Origin of the sequence: Mesorhizobium sp. Root102, from assembly GCF_001425625.1 — a bacterium.
Lineage (GTDB): Bacteria > Pseudomonadota > Alphaproteobacteria > Rhizobiales > Rhizobiaceae > Mesorhizobium.
The window spans coordinates 93,654-114,833 of record NZ_LMCP01000004.1; the positions used below are offsets into that span (position 1 = coordinate 93,654).

Below are 21,180 nucleotides of genomic sequence, written 5' to 3' on the forward strand. Positions count from 1 at the left end.
AGCGCATCATGGGACAGGTCGACAAACGCAGCATCACGCTGTCGCCGGAACTGGCGCAAGCGGTGGACGACGTGGTCGCCGCCGGCGAATATGCGTCGGCCAGGGAAGTGATCCGCGATGCGCTCAGGCTATGGAAGGACCGCCGCGATCTGCATGGCTACACGCTGGAGGAATTGCGCAAGCTGGTGCAGGAGGGCATCGACAGCGGGCCGGCGCAAGACGGCCAGCCAATCATGGAACGTCTGCGCGCCAAATGTATGAAAATGGCCGAGGCCAAGGCTTCCACGAGTGAAGTATCGCCTGCTTCCCCAAGCAGTGGTCGACCTTGACTACATTGCCGGCCACGATCCCTGGGCGGCAATCCGTCTCGTGGATGCGTTGGAAAGACGGTGGGATTTGCTGACTTTGCATCCCTTCTCAGATGCGCCGCGCGATGACATCGTGCCCCGCATCCGTCATCTGCTCGTCGGCGACTATCTCACCTTGTATCGGGTTGGTGACGGCGCGATCGAGATCATCCGCGTGCTGCACGGCCATCGCAACATCGAAGCCGATGATCTCGGCCCGTGATCGGTCCGATCAGCCGCTGATCTTGTCCAGCGACGCCTCGATCGCCTTCCAAAGCTCTTCCACCGGTTCGCAGCCGACCGAGAGGCGAACGAAACCGGCGGAAACCGCATCACCCCGCTTCGAGCGCCGCTCGGCGGAGGTATGAACGCCGCCGAAGGATGTCGCGGCCTGCATCAGTTGGCAGTTGTTGATGAAATCCTCGGCCTTGTCCTCCGAGGCGAGCTCGAAAGAGATGAGAAAGCCGAAGCGCTCCATCTGGGCGCGGGCAAGATTGTGCGACGGATCGCTTTCCAGTCCGGGAAAACGCAGGCCGCTGATCGCTCGGTGGCCTTTCAGCCGTCGCGCGATCACCTCCGCCGAGGCGCACATGCGGTCGAAGCGCACATCCAGTGTTTCGAGGCCGCGATGCACCAGCCAGGCTTCGAACGGGCCGGGAATGCTGCCGGAAACCTCGCGCCAGCCGGTCACGGCGGCGATGATATCGGCATTGCGGCTGGCGACGTGGCCGAACAGCACATCGGAATGGCCATTGGGCGCTTTGGTGTCGGCGGCAACGACGATATCGGCGCCATGGTCGAGCGGCCGCTGGCCGAAGGGCGTCATCGTCGTGTTGTCTACGACAAGGAGCGCGCCGGCTTTGTGAACTGCGTCGGCAACGGCCGCAATATCGCAGATATCCAGCCCCGGATTGGCGGGTGTTTCGACAAACGCCAGGCGATATCCGTCGAAGCTGCCATCGAGGAAGGTCGAGGTCGGCCTGACATCGTAGGTGATGCCGAGCGGCTTGAGGAAGCGATCGGCCAGCGCCCTTGTCGTGTGGTAGCCGTCCGAAGGCAGCAGGATACGGTCGCCGGCCTTGAGCACGGCAAAAAACGCCGCCGAGATCGCCGCCATTCCGGAAGGGAAGGCGACGCAGGGCGCGTCCTCAAGATGGGCCAGCATATGCTCGACCGCATCCCAGGTCGGGTTGCTGAAGCGGCCGTACTGGTTGAAGCCAGTGGCGTCGCCAGGCGCGTGAAAAATAGCGGCCATGGTCAGGGGCAGGGGAATGGAATCGCCCATGGCAAGCCAGCTATTGCGCAGATGGGGAAGTGCTGCAGCGCGACTGCTCGTTGTTTCAGACATCGATATTTCTAACCCTGTTGGTGACCGACCGGATGCGGCGAGACGCTATGCTGGGTAGCGGCTCGCGGCAAGGCGCGTCCGGTTGGGCCAGGCGGCTCTAAACGCTTCGTTAGGCTTAATGATCCATAAAGACGAGACGTGCCGTCACGGCTGCTCTCATTGGTCGCGGCGGGCGTGTTTGTGAAGCCTATTCCCGTTGACGCCCATAGGGCCCCATGATATCCCATCTCGACATCAAAGCCTTCGTTCCGCGTCAGGGTAAAGCGTACGCCAATCGGGCAGCCGCGGCGGCTGCGCGTTTGCTGGTTTTTGCCCGTGCGGACGAGGTTGATACGGGGCAAGGAACGCGCTGTGGCGGCGCGTGCGAAAAGATGGAGAGGGGTGCGGCGGCGCAAGCGGCTGCAGCGTTTAATGGACCGGTTTCTGTCAAACACGGTGAGCAGGATCGACGCGAAGGGACGGGTGTCCGTTCCCGCGCATTTCCGTGCCGTCGTGCAGAAGCGCGGCTATTCGGAACTCTATGCGCTGCGCTGCCTGGACCTGCCGGCGATGGATGTCGGCGGGCTCGACCTGCTCGATCGCTACGAGCAGCGCATCGCGCTCGAAGATCCCTTCCTGCAGACGGCGGACGATATGTCGTTCTTCTGCCATGGCGACGGAACCTTCTTGAAACTCGACCAGGACGGCCGCATCACGATGAGCGATTTCATTCGCGAACACACCGGCATTTCGGCGGAAGTGGCCTTTGTCGGACGCGGCAATTTCTTTCAGATCTGGGAGCCGGGACGGCTTGCCGCCTATGGGGCGCAGGCGAGGGCCCGACTTTTGCAGCTTCGGCAGGGGACGAAGCCTGGGGAGCGACCGGAATGACGGCGAGCCACGGCGATGACCTTCCTCACGCCGTAGATGGGCACGCCGTTGGCGGATCGGCCCGCCACATTCCGGTCCTCCTTGGCGAAGTGCTCGAAGCACTGGCGCCAGCGGAGGGCGATATCATCATCGACGGCACGTTCGGCGCCGGCGGCTACACCAGGGCCATTCTGGCGACGGGCGCCTCCGTGGTGGCTATCGACCGCGATCCGGATGCCATTGCGGCCGGGCGCGATCTGGAAGAGCAGTCGGGCGGCCGGCTGCGCCTGGTGCAGGCGCCGTTCTCGACGCTGGACGAGCATGTCGAGAGTGCCGACGGCGTCGTGCTCGACATCGGTGTGTCCTCAATGCAGCTCGACCAGGCCGAGCGCGGCTTTTCGTTCCGCACCGACGGGCCGCTCGACATGCGCATGGCGCAGGCTGGTTTGAGCGCCGCCGACGTCGTCAACAGCTTCAAGCCGGGCGACCTTGCCCGCATCTTCGGCTTCCTCGGCGAGGAGCGCCATGCCGGGCGCATCGCCCGCATGATCGAGGCTCGCCGCGAAAAGCGCCCGTTCGAACGCACGCTGGAACTGGCCGACGCCATCGAGACGCATGTCGGTCGCGCGCCCAAGGACAAGATCCATCCGGCGACGCGCGTCTTCCAGGCGCTGCGCATCTTCGTCAATGACGAGCTTGGCGAGCTGGCCAAGGCCTTGTTTGCCGCCGAACGCGCACTGAAGCCGGGCGGACGGCTCGCCGTGGTGACGTTCCATTCGCTGGAAGACCGCATCGTCAAGCGTTTCATCGCTGATCGGGCCGACGTCGCGACCGGCTCGCGTCACCTGCCCGAGGCTCATGCGCGCACCGCGACCTTCCGCAAGGCGGGTGGCGGCGTGACGGCCGGCGACGCCGAGGTGGCGGCCAATCCGCGCGCCCGTTCGGCCAGGTTGCGCGCGGCAATCCGCACCGAGGCGCCGGCGCGCGGCAACGATTTTTCGATTTTCGGCCTTCCAAAGCTTCCCGGCATCGACCGGCCGGGGGAGAGGTAGCACGTGTTTCGTACCAGCGACATCGTCCTGATCGCCGTCATGGTTGCGGCCGCCGCCCTTACCTACAAGGCCAAGCGCGAGGCCGAGGACCAATTGGCTTCGGTGCAGAAGATCCATGCGCAGATCCGCTATGAGGAGGACACGATCGACCTGCTCAAGGCCGACTGGAGCCTGCTCACCCAGCCGTCGCGGCTGCAGAAGCTGACCGAACTCTACAAGTCGCAGCTCGAACTCGAGCCGGTCAGCGCCCGCCAGATCGTCGGCATCGGCGACCTGCCGGCCAAATCCCTGGACATTCAGGACATTCTGAACGGACGCCAGGGCGGTATGGCGGACAATTCGGACGGCAAGGCGCCGTCGGACGGCAGGGATCCCGTGGTGACCGGAGGCATCGCCCAATGATCGGCAAACTGCTGAAGCGTCGCGCCAGGACGAGTGAAGACGGATCGATCGTGGTCGAGGGCGCCCGCAAGGCGACCGGCGGCAAGGGCAGGACGCGCATCGTGATGACGATGGCGGTGTTCTTCGGCATCTTCTCGACCATTTCCGGCCGCCTGGTCTATCTCGGCTTCCAGACCCCCGACATGTCGGGCGGTCCGCAGAGCCGGGTGACGGCATCGCGGCCCGACATTGTCGACCGCAACGGCGAAGTGCTGGCGACGGACATCAAGACGGCGTCGCTGTTTGCCGAACCGCGCCGGATCGTCGACGCCGACGAGGCGATAGAGAAGCTGTCGACGGTGCTTCCGGACATCGACTATGAGCAGACTTACCACAAGCTGAAGAGCGGCGCCGGGTTCGTCTGGCTGCAGCGGCAGTTGACGCCCAAGCAACAGTCCGACATCATGCAGCTCGGCATTCCCGGCTTCGGCTTCCGTACCGAGAAGCGCCGCTTTTATCCGAGCGGCGAGACCTCGTCCTACATCGTCGGCCTCACCAACATCGACAACCAGGGCATCTCCGGAATGGAGAAGTATGTCGACGAGCAGGGCCTGAGCGACCTGCAGGCATCGGGCCTCGCGGTCGCCAAGGATCTCAAGCCGGTGAAGCTTTCGATCGATCTGCGCGTCCAGCATGTGGTCCGCGACGAGATCGCCGCCGGACTGGAGCGTTATCGCGCCATAGGCGCTGGCGCCGTTGTGCTCAACGTCAAGACCGGCGAAGTGGTGGCAATGGCCTCGGTGCCGGATTTTGATCCGAACAATCCTTACAATGCGCAGGACAAGGACCGGCTGAATCGGATGTCAGCGGGACTCTACGAGATGGGCTCGACCTTCAAGAGCTTCACTTCAGCCATGGCGCTCGATTCGGGCAAGGCGACGATGGCGAGCCGCTTCGATGCTTCGCATCCAATCCGGGTCGGCCATCAGGCCATTCACGATTTCCACGGCAAGAACCGAGTGCTGTCGTTGCCGGAGGTGTTCCTCTATTCGTCCAATATCGGGTCGGCCAGGGAGGCCGAGATGGTCGGCATCGAGGCGCACCGCGAATTCCTGCATCGCCTTGGCATTCTGGACAAGATGCAGACCGAACTGCCGGAAGTCGCCCGCCCGACCGAACCGAAGGTCTGGAAACAGGTCAATTCGTTCACTATCGCCTTTGGTCACGGCGTGTCGACGACACCGCTGCAAGCGGCTGTAGGCTGCGCGGCGTTGATGAATGGTGGCTTCCTGATGAACCCCACCTTCCTGATGCGTACGCAAGCGGAAGCAATGGCCACCGCCAAGAAGGTGGTGAGCGAAAAGACCGTGGAGGGCATGCGCTACCTCTATACGCTCAATGCCGAGAAGGGCTCGGCCAGAAATGCCAGGGTCCCCGGCTACCGCGTTGGCGGCAAGACCGGAACAGCCGAGAAGGTCGTCAACGGCCGCTACTCGAAAGACTTGAATTTCAATACCTTCGTCGCCGCCTTTCCGATGGACGATCCGCAATACCTCGTGTTTACGATTGCCGATGCCCCGCACCCGGAAAAGCCTGGCATGACAGACGTCGCGGCCGCGAATGCGGGGGTTATGGCCGGTAATATCATCAGGCGTTCAGCTGCCATGCTTGGCGTGAAGCCAGATTTCAGCCATGAAAATGGTGCAACGCTGGTTTCCTATCAGTGATTCTTAGGGCGCGCCGGTAACTGCGCGCTATTTTGTTGCGGTGAACGGGACTCGATGAAGCTCAGAGATCTAGCCGGTATCCTGCCCGTCGAGGGAATAGCTTCCGTCGATCTGGAGGTTACAGGGATTTCTTCGGATTCCCGCCAGGTAAAGCCGGGCGTTGTCTTTTTTGCGCTCGCCGGAACCAAGGCCGATGGTGCCGTTTATGCCGCCGACGCCGCCGTGCGCGGTGCGGCCGCGATCGTAGCGGGCAAGGGCAGCACCATAGCTGGGCTGTCGGTTCCGGTATTGGCGGTCGACGATCCGCGCCTGGCGCTGGCGCTGAGTGCGGCCCGCTATTTCGGCAAGCAGCCGCAGACCATGGTCGCGGTGACTGGTACCAGCGGCAAGACGTCGGTCGCCGCCTTCACCAGGCAGATCTGGGAGCAGGCCGGCTATGCCGCCGCTTCGATCGGCACCACCGGCGTGGTGGCGCCGGGCCGCAGCGATTATGGCTCGCTGACGACGCCCGATCCGGTCGCCCTGCATCAATTGCTGCGGGAATTGGCCGATGCCGGCGTCACCCACGCCTCGATGGAAGCCTCCAGCCATGGGCTCGACCAGCGCCGCCTCGATGGCGTGAAGCTGGCAGCTGGCGGCTTCACCAATCTCGGCCGCGACCACATGGACTATCATCCGACCATCGAGGACTACCACCGCGCCAAATTGCGCCTGTTCGACGCACTGCTGCCGAAGGGCGCGCCGGCGGTCATCTTCGCCGACGATCCGTGGTCGGCGCCGACGGTCAAGGCCGCACAGGCTGCCGGGCTCGAGGTGCTGACGGTCGGCCGTCATGGTGATTTCCTCAGGCTGAAGCGGGTCGAGCACGAGCGCCACCGCCAGCGCGCCGAAGTCGAGGCCGACGGCGTGCTCTACGAGATCGATCTGCCGCTGGCCGGTGATTTCCAGATTTCGAACGCGCTGGTTTCTGCGGGGCTTGCCATTTCCACGGGAACACCTGTCGCCAAGGCCTTGATGGCGTTGGAGAAACTGAAGGGCGCACCGGGCCGGCTCGACCTCGTCGGCACCACCGCCAATGGCGCGCCGGTCTATGTGGATTATGCCCACAAGCCCGACGCGCTGGAAAACGTGCTGGCTTCGGTGCGCCCGTTCACCACCGGCCGCGTCATCGTCGTGTTCGGCTGCGGCGGCGACCGCGACCGGGGAAAAAGGCCGATCATGGGCGAGATCGCGACGCGGCTTGCCGATGTCGTCATCGTCACCGACGACAATCCGCGCTCGGAAGTGCCGGAAACGATCCGTGCTGCCATTTTGGCCGCTGCCCCCGGCGCTATCGAGATCGGCGACCGGCGCCAGGCGATCCATGAGGCGGTCGCCATGCTGCATGCCGGCGACACGCTGATCGTGGCTGGCAAAGGCCATGAGGAGGGCCAGACGATCGGCTCCGAGACCTTGCATTTCTCAGATCATGAGGAAGCCCGCGCAGCACTCGTGGAGCGTGCCGCATGAGCTTGCTGTGGACATCCGAGGCGCTGGTTGCCGCCATGGACGGGCGGCCTCTCGGGCCGATGCCGGAAGGCATTTCAGGCATTTCGATCGACAGCCGCAGCCTGCAGCCGGGCGACGCCTTCTTCGCCATCAAGGGCGAGGCGATGGACGGCCATGACTTCGCAACCGCTGCCATCAAGGCCGGCGCCGGTGTGCTGGTGGTGGCCGAAGGCAAGCTGCCGTCGCTCGGCCGGCTGACGGCGCCGATCATCGTCGTCGAGGATGTGCTGGCCGCGCTGGAAAAGCTCGGAGTGGCCTCCCGAGCACGCTCCCAAGCCAAAATCATCGCGGTGACCGGTTCGGCCGGCAAGACGACCACCAAGGAAGCGCTGCGCCATGTGCTGCAAGCCGTCGGCAAGGTGCATGCCTCGGCGCAGTCCTTCAACAACCACTGGGGCGTGCCGCTGACTTTGGCGCGCATGCCCGATGATTGCGACTATGCTGTGTTCGAGATCGGCATGAACCATCCCGACGAGATCCGCCCGCTGGTCAAGATGGTGAGGCCGCATGTCGCCATCGTTACCATGATCGCGGCCGCCCACCTTGGCTTCTTCCGCAATCTGGACGAGATCGCCAAGGCCAAGGCCGAGATTTTCGAAGGGCTGGAGCCTGAGGGGGCCGCCGTCCTCAACCGCGACGATGCGCGCTTCAGGCTTCTCGACAAGATGGCGCATGCCGCCGGTGTCGAGCACGTCTACGGCTTCGGCGAGAATGCGCGCTCGACCTTCAAGCTCACCAAATGCGAACTGCATGCGGATCATTCCGATATCGCCGCCAGGATCAGCGGCCACGAGGTGACGGCGCGGGTCGGCGCGCCCGGCCGCCATATGGTGCAGAATGTGCTGGCGGTGCTGGGGGCGGCGCATCTGGTCGGCGCCGATCTCGACAAGGTGGCACTCGCACTGGCCGATCTTTCGGCCGAACGCGGGCGCGGCAAGCGCCATGTGCTGCGTCACCCCGGTGGCTCGACTTCGAGCCACCCCGGCGGGCCGATCACGCTGATCGACGAGAGCTACAACGCCAATCCGGCATCGATGGCTGCCGCCATGGCATTGCTCAACGCGACGCCAGTGACGGGCGAGGGCCGCCGCATCGCGGTCCTCGGCGACATGCTCGAACTCGGCGACCACTCGGCGAAGCTGCATGCCGCCCTTGCCGAGCTCATCGTCGGCACCGGGACGCAGACCGTCTTTCTCGGCGGCCCGGAGATGCGGGCGCTGGCGCAGACGCTGCCGGCTGAGATCAAGACGGAATACCGCGCCGGTGTCGAGGAGCTGAAGCCGGTGCTGCTTGCCGCGCTGAAGCCGGGCGATGTGGTGATGATCAAATCGTCGAAGGGCATCGGTTTTGCAAGACTGGTCGATGCGCTGCTGGGCAAATACCCGGCTGAATCGACAGCCAGAAAACAGACCTAGGTCGGGGGACGAAAAGCGCATGTTTACACTGCTCGTCGATTTTGCGGACAAGGTCTCGGTCTTCAATGTCTTCCGCTACATCACCTTCCGCACCGGCGGGGCGCTGATCACGTCGGCGCTGATTGTCTTCATCTTCGGGCCGACCATCATCAATTCGCTGCGGCTGCGGCAAGGCAAGGGCCAGCCGATTCGCGCCGATGGGCCGCAGACGCATTTCAAGAAGGCCGGCACGCCGACCATGGGCGGGCTGATGATCCTGTCGGGCATTATCGGCTCGTCGCTTTTGTGGGCGAACCTGTCGAGCATCTATGTCTGGGTGGTGCTGCTGGTGACGCTGGGCTTCGGCTCGATCGGCTTCTATGACGACTATCTGAAAGTGACCAAGCAGTCGCATCTCGGCTTTTCCGGCAAGGCGCGGCTAGCGCTTGAATTCATCATCGCCGGCATCGCCGCCTGGGTGATCATGCACAATGGCCAGGCGCCATTCTCGTCGTCGCTGACATTCCCCTTCGCCAAGGAATTCATCATCAATCTCGGCTGGTTCTTCATTCCGTTCTCTTGTTTCGTCATCGTCGGCGCCGGCAACGCGGTGAACCTGACCGATGGCCTGGACGGGCTGGCGATCGTGCCGATCATGATCGCGGCGGCGTCCTTCGGCGTCATCGCCTATCTCTCCGGCAACGCCGTGTTTGCCGAATATCTGCAGATCCATTTCGTGCCCGGTACCGGCGAACTGGCGGTCGTGCTTGGCTCGGTCATCGGCGCCGGCCTCGGCTTCCTCTGGTTCAACGCGCCACCGGCGGCGATCTTCATGGGCGACACCGGATCGCTGGCCATGGGCGGCTTGATCGGAACCGTCGCCGTCGCCACCAAGCACGAGATCGTGCTGGTCATCGTCGGCGGATTGTTTGTCGTGGAAATCCTGTCGGTCATCATCCAGGTCGGCTACTTCAAGATGACCGGCAAGCGGGTGTTCCTGATGGCGCCGATCCACCATCATTTCGAAAAGCTCGGCTGGACCGAAAGCCAGGTGGTGATCCGCTTCTGGATCATCGCCGTCATCCTGGCGCTGGTCGGCCTGTCGACCCTCAAGCTGAGATAGGAAGCCCCTTGATCCCCGCCGCATCCTTTTCAGGCAAGCGCGTTTCGCTCTTCGGGCTCGGTGGCTCGGGGATCGCCACGGCCCGCTCGCTGATCGAGGGCGGGGCGGACGTGCTGGCCTGGGACGACAATCCGGAAAGTGTGGCGAAGGCCGCCGTTGCCGGCATCGCTACCGCTGATCTGCGTGGCGCCGACTGGGCGAAATTCTCGGCGTTCGTACTGTCGCCCGGCGTGCCGCTGACGCATCCCAAGCCGCATTGGACGGTCGAGCTCGCGCGCGGTTCAGGCGTCGAGATCATCGGCGACATCGAGCTTTTCTGCCGCGAGCGGATGCTGAGCGCGCCAACGTCGCCCTTCATCGCCATCACCGGCACCAACGGCAAGTCGACGACGACCGCGCTGACGGCGCATATCCTGAAAGCTGCGGGACGCGACACCCAGATGGGCGGCAATATCGGCCGCGCGGTGATGACGCTCGATCCGCCTGAGTCCGATCGGCACTATGTGGTCGAATGCTCGTCCTACCAGATCGACCTCGCGCCCTCGATCAACCCGACGGCTGGCATCCTGCTCAACCTGACGCCCGATCATCTCGACCGCCACGGCACCATGCAGCACTACGCCGCGATCAAGGAGCGGCTGGTTGCCGGCAGCGAGACGGCAATCGTCGGCATCGACGATTCCTGGTGCGCTCAGATCGCCGAGCGGCTGGAGCGGGCCGGGCGGCATGTCATCCGCATTTCCAAGCGGCTGCCGCTGACCGACGGCTATTTCGCCGACGGCAGCGATCTGATGGAGGCGGTGCACGGCCGCTACAGCCGTGTCGCCTTCCTCGAGGGCATCGGCTCGCTTCGCGGCCAGCACAATGCCCAGAACGCGCTGGCAGCGGTTGCCGCTTGCCTCAAGGTCGGGCTGGAACTTGGCGAGATCCAGTCGGGGCTGGAAAGCTTTCCCGGCCTCGCGCACCGCATGGAGCAGGTCGGCCGCAAGGACCATGTGCTGTTCATCAACGATTCCAAGGCGACCAACGCCGATGCGGCGGCCCCGGCACTGTCGAGCTTTGCGCGCATCTACTGGATCGCCGGTGGCTTGCCCAAGGAAGGCGGTATAGAGCCGTTGCGCGGCTTCTTCCCGCGCATCGCCAAGGCTTATCTGATCGGCGAGGCGGCGCCGGCTTTTTCGGCGACACTGGGCGAGGCCGTGCCCTACGAGATTTCAGGCACGCTGGCCGCGGCGGTCGAGCACGCCGCGCATGATGCGGCCCAGGACGACAGCGGCGAGGCGGTGGTGCTGTTGTCGCCGGCCTGCGCCAGTTTCGACCAGTTCAAGAATTTCGAAGTCCGCGGCGAAGCCTTCAGGCAAGCTGCGAATGCTATCGAGGGTGTGAAACCCATCGGAGGGGCACGATAATGCAGAGCCGTCTCGACAAAAGCCCGGTTGCGACCTGGTGGTGGACGATCGATCGATGGTTCCTGGCGGCGTTCCTGTCGCTGATGGGGCTTGGCATCGTGTTGTCCTTCGCCGCCAGCCCGGCGGTGGCCGAACGCATCGGCCTCGACAGCTTCCACTTCGCCACAAGGCAGATCATCTTCACCGTGCCGGCGCTTGGCGTGATGCTGGCCGTGTCCTTCCTCGATTCCAGGCAGATCCGGCGCATGGCGCTGATCATGCTGTGCCTGATGCTGGTGCTGATGGTGGCGGTGCTCTACATCGGCGTCGAGGTGAAGGGCGCGCGCCGCTGGGTGTCGCTTGCCGGCCTGTCGATCCAGCCGTCGGAATTCCTCAAGCCAGCCTTCGTCATCATGTGCGCCTGGCTGTTCGCCGAGCACAAGCGCCAGCCCGACATTCCGGGCAATCTGTTCGCCATGCTGCTGCTGGTGCTGGTCGTATCGCTGCTGGTGGCGCAACCGGACCTCGGCCAGACAATGCTGACGACCGGCACCTGGGGTATCATGTTCTTCATGGCGGGGCTGCCCTGGCTATGGATCGTCGCACTGGGGGCGGCCGGCGTCGGCGGTGTCTTTGCCGCCTATACGGTGTTTCCGCACGTTGCCTTGCGCATCGACAAGTTCCTTACCGGCGAAGGCGACACCTTCCAGGTCGACATGGGACGCGAGGCGCTGATCAATGGCGGCTGGTTCGGCGTCGGGCCGGGCGAGGGTACCGTCAAGCGCGTCATCCCCGACAGTCATGCCGACTTCGTCTTTTCGGTCGCCGGCGAAGAGTTCGGGCTGATCATGTGCTTTTTCATCATGTCGATCTTCGCCTTCATCGTGCTGCGCGGCCTTAACACGGCGCTGAAGGAGCATGACGATTTCACCCGCTATGCGGTCGGCGGCCTCGTCACCGTCTTCGGCCTGCAGGCTGTCATCAACATGTGCGTCAACCTGCAACTGGTGCCGGCCAAGGGCATGACGCTGCCGTTCATCTCCTATGGCGGCTCCTCGCAGATCGCCATCGCCATCTCGATGGGCATGGTGCTGGCGCTGACACGCAAGCGGCCGGAAAAGCGCAAGCAGATGGGCTTTGGCCTGTCGCAACGCGCCGTGCCGGCGGAGTGATATGGCCAGAGGCGTCATCCTTCTCGCGGCGGGCGGAACCGGTGGGCATCTTTTCCCGGCCGAGGCGCTGGCGCATGAGCTGAACGAGCGCGGCTGGTCGGTGCATCTGGCGACCGACGACCGTGCCGAGCGTTTCGCCGGCCATTTCCCGGCCGCCGCCATCCATCCGATCCAGTCGGCGACGATGGGCTCGAAAAATCCTTTTGCCCTGCTTGGCGCCTTCTGGAAAATCTGGCGCGGCGTGCGCCAGGCTTCCGCCATCATTGGCAGAATCAAGCCGGATGCAGTCGTCGGCTTCGGCGGCTATCCGACCTTGCCGCCGCTCTACGCGGCGACACGGCGCAAGGTGCCGACGCTGATCCACGAGCAGAACGCGGTGATGGGACGCGCCAACCGGGCGCTGGCCGGCCGTGTCGACGCCATCGCCGGCGGCTTCCTGCCACAGGACACCAGTGCGGCCGGCATCAAGACGGTCACGACGGGCAATCCGGTCAGGCCTGCGGTGCTGGAAGCGGCCAAGACGGCTTATGCGGCGTCGACCGGGGAACAGCCGTTCCGCCTGCTTGTGTTCGGCGGCAGCCAGGGCGCCCAGTTCTTTTCCGATGCCGTGCCGGGGGCTATCGCGCTGCTTTCCGATGCCCAGCGCAAGCGGCTGGTCATTACCCAACAAGCTCGCGCGGATGACGTGGGGAGGGTCAAGGCGGCCTATGCCGCCCTTGGCGTCGCCGTCGAGGTCTCGCCCTTCTTCACCGACATGGCGCAGCGCATCGCGGCGGCGCATCTGGTGATCTCGCGCTCCGGCGCCTCGACCGTTTCGGAGATCGCCGTCATCGGCCGGCCGGCGCTGCTGGTGCCTTACCCCTATGCGCTCGATCACGACCAGGCGGCGAACGCGGCGGCCCTTGCTGCCGCCGGCGGCGGCGAAGTGCACCCGCAATCCTCGCTTTCGCCCGAACGCATCGCAGCGCTCATCGGCGGGCTCATGGACGCCCCCGAGCGGCTGGCGGCGATGGCGGCGGGCGCGAAATCGGCCGGCAGGCCGGACGCTGCACGGTTGCTCGCTGATCTCACAGAGGCTATTGCGTCGAAAAAAACCGTTTCGGATTTCAGGAAGGGGACGCACGCATGAAGATGCCGCAGACGATCGGCCTTGTGCATTTCATCGGCATTGGCGGCATCGGCATGAGCGGCATTGCCGAAGTGCTGCACAATCTCGGCTACAAGGTGCAAGGGTCCGATCAGGCCGAAAGCGCCAATGTGCAACGGCTGCGCGACAAGGGCATCGAATGCTTCGTCGGCCACAAGGCCGAAAATCTCGGCGAGGCCGAGGTGGTGGTCGTCTCGACCGCGATCAAGAAATCCAATCCGGAGCTCAAGGCCGCGCGCGAAAAGCTGCTGCCGATCGTACGTCGTGCCGAAATGCTGGCCGAGCTGATGCGCTTTCGCCAGGCGGTGGCGATCGGCGGCACGCATGGCAAGACGACGACGACCTCAATGGTGGCGACCTTGCTCGATGCCGGCGGGCTCGATCCGACCGTCATCAATGGCGGCATCATCAATGCTTATGGCACCAACGCCCGCATGGGCGACGGCGAATGGATGGTGGTCGAGGCCGACGAGAGCGACGGCACCTTCCTCAAGCTGCCGGCCGAGATCGCGGTCGTCACCAACATCGATCCCGAGCATCTCGATCACTATGGCAGTTTCGACAAGGTGCGCGAGGCGTTCCGCCAGTTCGTCGAGAACGTGCCGTTCTACGGTTTTGGCGTGATGTGCACCGATCATCCCGAGGTGCAGGCGCTGGTCAGCCGCATCGAGGATCGCCGCGTCATCACCTATGGCGAGAACGCGCAGGCCGATGTGCGCTTCACCAATCATCGCATGGTCGGTGCCATTTCGGAATTCGACGTGGTGATCCGTGACCGCAAGACCGGCGGCCAGACGACGATAGCAGGCCTGCGCCTGCCGATGCCCGGCCGTCACAACGTCTCCAACGCGACGGCCGCGATCGCAGTCGCGCATGAGCTCGGCCTGTCGGCCGAGGCGATCAAGAACGGCCTGTCGTCCTTCGCCGGCGTCAAGCGCCGCTTCACCCACACCGGTTCGTGGGACGGCGTCGAAATATTCGACGATTACGGCCACCATCCGGTCGAGATCTCGGCGGTGCTGAAGGCGGCGCGCAGTGCCACCAAGGGCCGCGTCATCGCCATTGCCCAGCCGCACCGCTTCACCCGGCTGCATGATCTGTTCAACGAGTTTTCCACCTGCTTCAACGACGCCGACACGGTGATGGTGGCGCCGGTCTACGCGGCCGGCGAAGAGCCGATCGACGGCGTCAGCTCGGACGCGCTGGTGTCGCGCATCCGCGCCGGCGGCCATCGCGACGCGCGCTACATCGAGGGTCCGGCGGCGATCGCGCCCATCATCCGCGATCTGGCCAAATCAGGCGATTTCGTCGTCTTCCTGGGCGCCGGCAACATCACCCAATGGGCCTATGCATTGCCCAAGGAGCTTGGCGGGACCGTCACATGATGCACGGCCAGGCCCTGATCGACAGACTTGGCGACAGGCTTGCCGGCCTGCGCGGCCGCCTCACGCCGAATGCCGAGATGGACAAGATCACCTGGTTCCGCGCCGGCGGCCTGGCTGAAGCGCTGTTCCAGCCGGCCGACGAAGAGGACCTCGCGGCGTTTCTGAAAGCCGTTCCGGAGGACATACCGCTGACCATCGTGGGGGTCGGCTCGAACCTCCTGGTCCGCGACGGTGGCATTCCGGGCTTTGTCATCCGACTTTCGGCCAAGGGGTTCGGCGAGGCCGAAACCGTCGGGCCGACAAGGATCAAGGCGGGTGCGGCGACACCCGACAAGCGCGTCGCCGCGGTGGCCCTCGAGGCGGGCATTGGCGGCTTCCATTTCTATCACGGCATCCCGGGCGCCATCGGCGGCGCGCTGCGGATGAATGCCGGTGCCAACGGCGTCGAGACGCGCGAGCGCGTCGTCGAGGTGCGTGCGCTTGACCGCAAGGGCAATGTGCAGACGCTGAGCAACGCCGATATGGGCTACGCCTATCGCTATTCGGCGGCTCCCTCCGGGCTGATCTTCACCTCGGCCGTGTTTGAAGGCTTTGCCGAGGACAAGGCAGCGATCAAGGCGGCGATGGATGCCGTGCAGAACCATCGCGAGACCGTGCAGCCGATCCGCGAGAAGACCGGCGGCTCGACCTTCAAGAATCCGGAAGGCACGTCGGCCTGGAAGGAGATCGACAAGGCGGGTTGCCGCGGCCTGATGATAGGCGGCGCGCAGATGTCGCCGATGCATTGCAACTTCATGATCAACACGGGAACCGCGACCGGCTACGACCTTGAAAATCTCGGCGAGACGGTGCGTACGCGGGTGCTGGAGAATTCCGGCATCCGGCTGCAATGGGAAATCAAGCGCATCGGCAATTTCCGGCCGGGACATGCGGTTCAGGAGTTTCTCGGGCAACTCCTTTAGCGCGCGTTGAAGTTCATGTGATGCATGAACTTCAACGGGACCAAAACGGCCCGTAACCGTTGCTGCAAAGACTCAACGACACGCTTTTCGCATCCATTTTCTCAGTAAGTGAATCTCTCGGAATCGTAAGCACTTGCCAGTGAATCAACTCTCTGATTCTCTGCTCAAAAGCGTTTCCTGATTTGAGTCGTTCGACGCGTTACCCGCGTTTTCCGTCTGGGGGGCAACCTGCCGGGAGACTCGGACTCAATGTTGCGGAAAATCTTGGTTTTTGGTCCGCCGTGAGAGGGGATGCCGGGGAATGAAGAACAAGCATGTGGCCGTCCTGCTGGGTGGGTTTTCGTCCGAGCGGCCCGTGTCTCTGTCCTCGGGGAAGGCTTGTGCCGATGAGCTCGAGAAGGAAGGCTACCAGGTCACGCGCGTCGATGTCGGGCGCGATGTCGGCTCCGTGCTTGCCGAGATCAAGCCCGATGTGGCCTTCAACGCGCTGCATGGCCCCTTTGGTGAGGATGGTACCATCCAGGGCATCCTCGAATATCTCGGCATTCCCTACACCCATTCCGGCGTGCTCGCTTCGGCTCTGGCCATGAACAAGGAGCAGGCCAAGCGGGTTGCCAAGGCGGTCGGCGTTCCGGTCGCCGAATCGAAGGTCGCCAGCCGCTTCGCCATCCAGAGCAAGCATCCGATGAAGCCGCCCTATGTGGTCAAGCCGGTCAATGAGGGTTCGAGCTTCGGCGTCGTCATCGTGCATGAAGGCCAGTCGCATCCGCCGCAGGTTCTGGGCTCGTCGGAATGGAGATATGGCGATATCGTCATGGTCGAGCGCTACATCCATGGTCGCGAGCTGACCTGCGCGGTGATGGGCGATGTGGCGCTGGGGGTCTGCGAGATCATCCCGACCGGCCATTCCTTCTACGACTATGATTCAAAATATGTCGCCGGGGGATCAAAGCACGAATGCCCCGCAAAAGTTTCACCGAATATTTACCAAAAAATACAAACACTGGCGCTCAAGGCTCACCAAGCGATCGGCTGTCGGGGCGTTTCCCGGTCGGACTTCCGTTATGACGATCGGCATTCCGAAAACGGCGAGGTTGTCTGGCTCGAGGTCAACACCCAGCCGGGTATGACGCCGACGTCCTTGGTGCCTGAAATCGCCGCCCAGGCCGGGCACTCTTTTGGCGATTTGTTGAGTTGGATGGTGGAGGACGCTTCGTGTCTGCGTTGAAATGGGGACAAGGTAAGGAGAGGGGCGCGGCCGGGCCGGCGCTGTTCGGCCTGCCGTTGTCGTTGGACCATTTCGTGCTGCCGCGGGTGCTGCGTCGCCCGGTGCGCATTCTGGCGCGCCTCGGCGTCGGGGAATTCCAGGCGCCGCGCTTTTCCGCGGCCATGATGTCGGCCGTGCTGATTGCTTCGAGCGGTGCTTATGGCGCCTATCTCGGCGGCCACGTCGACGGCATCGTGCAGAGCATCACCGCCCGCACCGGCTTTGCCGTCGATCAGGTCAAGGTGGTCGGCAATCGCCAGACCTCGGAGATCGATATTCTCGACAGGCTCGAACTCGACGGCTGGACGTCGCTGATCGGCTTTGACGCCGAGGCTGCGCGCGAGCGCATCTCCGGCCTGCCGTGGATCGAGGTCGCGGCGGTGCGCAAGGTCTATCCGCACACGCTGGAAGTGCGCGTTGAGGAGCGCCAGGCCTTCGCGCTCTGGCAGCAGGGCGACGAGCTGTCCGTCATCGAGAAGGATGGCGCCGTGATCGCGCCGTTCTCGGGCGGCAAGCAGGTGCTGCTGCCGCTGCTGATCGGTACCGGCGCGCCGGCGAGCGCGCCCGACTTTATCGCCAAGATCGAAAAATATCCTGAGCTCGCGACGCGGATCAAAGGCTATATCCGCGTCGGCGATCGGCGCTGGGACCTGAAGCTGGATAATGGCATCACCGTCAAGCTTCCCGAGGATGGCGAGGATCTGGCACTCGCCGAACTCGTCAAGATGGATCAGGACAAGGGGCTGTTGTCGCGCGACATCGCCGCCGTCGACATGCGTCTGACCGACAGGATGGTTGTGCAGTTGACGCCCGAGGCGGCAACGCAGCGCGAAGCCGCACTGAACGAAAAACCCAAGAGCCTGAAGCGCAAGCCGGAGACGAAGATATGAGCTGGCTTGGCGGTCATGGCGATGCCTCGTCGCGCCGATCCGGCACCCTGACGGTGCTGGATGTCGGTTCGAGCAAGGTCTGCTGCATGGTGGCCAAGCTGAAGCCGTGCGATGACGGCAAGCTGCTGCGTGGCCGCTCGCACCGGATCCAGGTGATCGGCATTGGTCATCAGAAATCGCAAGGCGTGAAGTCGGGCGTCGTCGTCGATCTCGACCGCGCCGAGCATGCCATCCGCCTCGCCGTAGATGCGGCCGAACGCATGGCCGGGCTGACGGTCGATTCGCTGATCGTCAACATGACGGCCGGCCGGCTGAAGAGCGAAGCCTTCTCCGCCACCATCAACCTTGGCGGCCATGAGGCCGACGAGGCCGACATCAAGCGCGTTCTCGGCGCCGGCGCCAAGCAGGCGCTGAAGGCCGAGCGCGAGGTGATCCATTCGCTTCCCGTCGGCTTTTCGCTGGATGCGGAACGCGGCGTGCGCGATCCGCGCGGCATGGTCGGCGACGCACTCGGCGTTGACATGCATGTGTTGACCGGTGACGCCGCTCCGATGCGCAACCTGGAGCTTTCCATCAACCGTTCGCACCTGTCGGTCGAGCGCATGGTGGCGACGCCCTATGCCAGCGGGTTGGCGGCCCTGGTCGACGACGAACTGGAGATGGGCGCGGCCTGCATCGACATGGGCGGCGGCACGACGACGATCTCGGTGTTTTCTGAAGGCAAGTTCGTCCATGGCGACGCCATCGCCATCGGCGGCAACCATGTCACGCTGGACATGGCCAAGGGGCTTTCGACCTCGCTCGACGCAGCGGAACGGCTGAAGGTGATGCATGGCTCCGCACTGCCGGGCAGCGCCGACGACCGTGACCTGGTCTCGATCCAGCCGATCGGCGACGATGGCGATGTGCCTTTGCAGATCCCGCGCTCGGTGATGACGCGCATCGTGCGTGCCCGCATCGACGAGACGCTCGAATTGCTGCGCGACCGGCTCAACAAGTCCGGCTACGGCAATGCGGTGGGCAAGCGCGTGGTGCTCACCGGCGGTGCCAGCCAGCTTGCCGGCCTGCCGGAGGCGGCGCGCCGCATCCTGGGACGCAATGTGCGCATCGGCCGTCCGCTCGGCGTGGCTGGCCTGCCGGAAGCGGCGAAGGGGCCGGCCTTCTCGGCCGCGGTGGGGCTTCTGATCTATCCGCAGATGGCGAGCTTCGAGAGCCATCCGGCGAAAGGAATTTCCGGTCTGAGAATGACCGGAACGGGCGGAAAACTGCATCGCATGAGTCAGTGGTTGAGAGACAGTTTCTAAATTGACGGGGACAGCCCCATAGGCGGCCGCGGCGGCGAAGCGGCGTGAAAGGCAAAGGACGGAGACAATGACCATCAATCTGCAGAAGCCGGACATCACCGAGCTTAAGCCGCGCATCACCGTGTTCGGTGTCGGCGGCGGCGGCGGCAATGCCGTCAACAACATGATCACCGCCGGTTTGCGCGGTGTCGAGTTCGTGGTGGCCAACACCGACGCGCAGGCGCTGACCATGTCAAAGGCCTCACGGCTGATCCAGCTTGGCGCGCACGTCACCGAGGGTCTGGGCGCCGGCTCGCAGCCGGAAGTCGGCCGAGCGGCGGCGGAAGAGTGCATCGACGAGATCCTCGATCACCTGACCAACACCCATATGTGCTTCGTCACCGCCGGCATGGGCGGCGGCACCGGTACGGGCGCTGCTCCTGTCGTTGCCCGCGCGGCTCGTGAGAAGGGCATCCTCACCGTCGGCGTCGTCACCAAGCCGTTCCATTTCGAAGGTCAGCGCCGCATGAAGACGGCGGACTTCGGTATCGAGGAACTGCAGAAATGCGTCGATACGCTGATCGTCATCCCCAACCAGAATCTGTTCCGGCTGGCCAATGACAAGACCACCTTTGCCGACGCTTTCGCCATGGCCGACCAGGTGCTCTATTCCGGCGTTGCCTGCATCACCGACCTGATGGTCAAGGAAGGCCTGATCAATCTCGATTTCGCCGACGTCCGCTCGGTCATGCGCGAGATGGGCAAGGCGATGATGGGCACCGGCGAGGCTTCCGGCGAGGGCCGCGCGATGGCCGCCGCCGAAGCGGCGATCGCCAATCCGCTGCTCGACGAGACCTCGATGAAGGGCGCCAAGGGCCTGCTGATCTCGATCACCGGCGGCCGCGACCTGACGCTGTTCGAAGTCGACGAGGCGGCAACCCGTATCCGCGAGGAAGTCGACCAGGACGCCAACATCATTCTGGGCGCCACCTTCGACGAGGAACTCGAAGGTGTCATCCGCGTCTCGGTGGTTGCCACCGGCATCGACAAGTCGGCGGCTGAAATCGCCGCTGCGCCGATCTCGATCCGCACGGCGCCGCCGAAGCCGGTCAGCCGCCCGGCCGTTGCCGCTGTGGAAAGCCGCCCGGCGCCGGTCCAGCAGACCACGTACGAACCGCGCGCCGCCGATCCGGTCGCCGAAGCCATCCAGTTGGCCGAAGCCAATGCCGCGGCCATGGCACAGGCGCGCCCGGCTCCCGTTGCCCATGCGGACGATTTCCGCCCGCAGAGCAAGATCTTCCAGGCGCCGCCAGCACAGCCGATGCCGCAGCCGGTGGTCCAGCAGATGCAGCCGGCTCCGCAGCCGCGCGAAATGCTGCAGCGCGAAGCCCCGCAGCCGGTTGCCATGGCGCCGCAGCGTATGCCGCGCGTCGAGGACTTTCCGCCCGTCGTCAAGGCCGAGGTGGATGCCAAGAGCCGCCCGGTCGACCACGAGAACAACAGCGGACCGATGGGCCTGCTGAAGCGCCTGACCAACGGCCTGACCCGCCGCGAAGAAGAGCCTGCACGGCTGCAGCCAGCGCAGCCGCGCGAGCCCAAGCTGCGCCAGGCAGCGCCCGAAGTGCGTCGTCTCGCCAGTCAGGACGCGCAGCTCTACGCGCCGCGCCGTGGTCAGCTCGACGATCAGGGCCGCCTGACACCGCAAGTGAGGTCGACTCACGAAGACGATCAGCTGGAGATTCCGGCGTTCCTGCGCCGCCAGGCCAACTGATTGGTAAACCGACTGTAACATTTGTTAACAGGCAAGCGAGGAATCGCTTGCCTGTTAACGTTTTAAATGGTGTGATTTCAATCGCTTACCAAGTCGTGCCCACTCCAGTTCGCGGTTACACAGAGTAAGAAACCGTGATTTGGAGT

General features: G+C 64.2%; 19 protein-coding genes. 18 read left to right on the forward strand and 1 reads right to left on the reverse strand.

Going from position 1 to position 21,180, the window contains the following annotated elements; translation table 11 throughout:
* The first annotated feature begins 8 nt into the window (after positions 1 to 8).
* Entirely contained in the window at positions 9 to 329 is a 321-nt protein-coding gene (locus ASD12_RS06000) for a type II toxin-antitoxin system ParD family antitoxin (RefSeq protein WP_056582887.1), read from the forward strand.
* On the forward strand, positions 289 to 570 hold the full coding sequence (locus ASD12_RS06005) for a type II toxin-antitoxin system RelE/ParE family toxin (protein WP_056582889.1): 282 nt from the start codon (positions 289 to 291) through the stop codon (positions 568 to 570). The genes ASD12_RS06000 and ASD12_RS06005 overlap by 41 nt, the downstream gene beginning before the upstream one ends.
* A 9-nt stretch (positions 571 to 579) precedes the next feature.
* Here the strand turns inward: ASD12_RS06005 and ASD12_RS06010 are convergent, their stop codons facing one another.
* On the reverse strand, positions 580 to 1,695 hold the full coding sequence (locus tag ASD12_RS06010) for a cystathionine gamma-lyase (protein ID WP_056582891.1): 1,116 nt from the start codon (positions 1,693 to 1,695) through the stop codon (positions 580 to 582).
* 411 nt (positions 1,696 to 2,106) lie between these two features.
* On the opposite strand from ASD12_RS06010, the gene mraZ reads away from it, so the two are divergent.
* The 16 genes from mraZ to ftsZ all read left to right on the forward strand — a co-directional run bounded on the left by mraZ (position 2,107) and on the right by ftsZ (position 21,034).
* Complete coding sequence (gene mraZ, locus ASD12_RS06015; protein ID WP_056582893.1) at positions 2,107 to 2,565, forward strand: division/cell wall cluster transcriptional repressor MraZ; 459 nt, start codon at positions 2,107 to 2,109, stop codon at positions 2,563 to 2,565.
* A complete protein-coding gene (rsmH, locus tag ASD12_RS06020; protein WP_056582895.1) occupies positions 2,562 to 3,596 on the forward strand; it encodes a 16S rRNA (cytosine(1402)-N(4))-methyltransferase RsmH in 1,035 nt (344 codons plus the stop codon). The genes mraZ and rsmH overlap by 4 nt, the downstream gene beginning before the upstream one ends.
* Before the next feature lie 3 nt (positions 3,597 to 3,599).
* A complete protein-coding gene (locus ASD12_RS06025) occupies positions 3,600 to 3,998 on the forward strand; it encodes a hypothetical protein (protein ID WP_056582898.1) in 399 nt (132 codons plus the stop codon).
* The gene (locus ASD12_RS06030; protein WP_056582900.1) at positions 3,995 to 5,704 is read left to right on the forward strand and encodes a penicillin-binding protein 2; all 1,710 of its coding nucleotides are present in this window, start codon (positions 3,995 to 3,997) and stop codon (positions 5,702 to 5,704) included. Before ASD12_RS06025 ends, ASD12_RS06030 begins: the two co-directional genes overlap by 4 nt.
* A gap of 54 nt (positions 5,705 to 5,758) precedes the next feature.
* On the forward strand, positions 5,759 to 7,213 hold the full coding sequence (locus ASD12_RS06035) for a UDP-N-acetylmuramoyl-L-alanyl-D-glutamate--2,6-diaminopimelate ligase (RefSeq protein WP_056582902.1): 1,455 nt from the start codon (positions 5,759 to 5,761) through the stop codon (positions 7,211 to 7,213).
* Positions 7,210 to 8,667, forward strand: coding sequence for a UDP-N-acetylmuramoylalanyl-D-glutamyl-2,6-diaminopimelate--D-alanyl-D-alanine ligase (locus tag ASD12_RS06040; RefSeq protein WP_056582904.1), 1,458 nt, complete (start codon positions 7,210 to 7,212; stop codon positions 8,665 to 8,667). The genes ASD12_RS06035 and ASD12_RS06040 overlap by 4 nt, the downstream gene beginning before the upstream one ends.
* 19 nt (positions 8,668 to 8,686) lie before the next feature.
* Entirely contained in the window at positions 8,687 to 9,769 is a 1,083-nt protein-coding gene (gene mraY, locus ASD12_RS06045) for a phospho-N-acetylmuramoyl-pentapeptide-transferase (protein WP_056582906.1), read from the forward strand.
* Between the two features lie 8 nt (positions 9,770 to 9,777).
* Positions 9,778 to 11,178: a UDP-N-acetylmuramoyl-L-alanine--D-glutamate ligase gene (gene murD, locus ASD12_RS06050; RefSeq protein WP_056582908.1), complete on the forward strand. Its 1,401-nt coding sequence runs from the start codon at positions 9,778 to 9,780 to the stop codon at positions 11,176 to 11,178.
* A complete protein-coding gene (ftsW, locus tag ASD12_RS06055; RefSeq protein ID WP_027034940.1) occupies positions 11,178 to 12,329 on the forward strand; it encodes a putative lipid II flippase FtsW in 1,152 nt (383 codons plus the stop codon). Before murD ends, ftsW begins: the two co-directional genes overlap by 1 nt.
* Before the next feature lies 1 nt (position 12,330).
* Positions 12,331 to 13,458: an undecaprenyldiphospho-muramoylpentapeptide beta-N-acetylglucosaminyltransferase gene (gene murG / locus ASD12_RS06060; RefSeq protein WP_056582910.1), complete on the forward strand. Its 1,128-nt coding sequence runs from the start codon at positions 12,331 to 12,333 to the stop codon at positions 13,456 to 13,458.
* Positions 13,455 to 14,861 carry a UDP-N-acetylmuramate--L-alanine ligase gene (gene murC / locus ASD12_RS06065; protein WP_056582911.1) on the forward strand — a complete coding sequence of 469 codons (1,407 nt, stop codon included), beginning with the start codon at positions 13,455 to 13,457 and terminating at the stop codon, positions 14,859 to 14,861. Before murG ends, murC begins: the two co-directional genes overlap by 4 nt.
* Complete coding sequence (gene murB / locus ASD12_RS06070) at positions 14,858 to 15,823, forward strand: UDP-N-acetylmuramate dehydrogenase (protein WP_056582913.1); 966 nt, start codon at positions 14,858 to 14,860, stop codon at positions 15,821 to 15,823. The genes murC and murB overlap by 4 nt, the downstream gene beginning before the upstream one ends.
* 301 nt (positions 15,824 to 16,124) lie before the next feature.
* Entirely contained in the window at positions 16,125 to 17,051 is a 927-nt protein-coding gene (locus ASD12_RS06075) for a D-alanine--D-alanine ligase (protein WP_056582915.1), read from the forward strand.
* Positions 17,039 to 17,980 (forward strand): cell division protein FtsQ/DivIB, encoded by a 942-nt coding sequence (locus tag ASD12_RS06080; RefSeq protein ID WP_056582917.1) that lies wholly within the window; start codon positions 17,039 to 17,041, stop codon positions 17,978 to 17,980. The genes ASD12_RS06075 and ASD12_RS06080 overlap by 13 nt, the downstream gene beginning before the upstream one ends.
* Positions 17,977 to 19,284: a cell division protein FtsA gene (gene ftsA, locus ASD12_RS06085; RefSeq protein WP_056582919.1), complete on the forward strand. Its 1,308-nt coding sequence runs from the start codon at positions 17,977 to 17,979 to the stop codon at positions 19,282 to 19,284. Before ASD12_RS06080 ends, ftsA begins: the two co-directional genes overlap by 4 nt.
* 67 nt (positions 19,285 to 19,351) lie before the next feature.
* Positions 19,352 to 21,034: a cell division protein FtsZ gene (ftsZ, locus tag ASD12_RS06090; RefSeq protein WP_056582921.1), complete on the forward strand. Its 1,683-nt coding sequence runs from the start codon at positions 19,352 to 19,354 to the stop codon at positions 21,032 to 21,034.
* Positions 21,035 to 21,180: the final 146 nt, after the last annotated feature.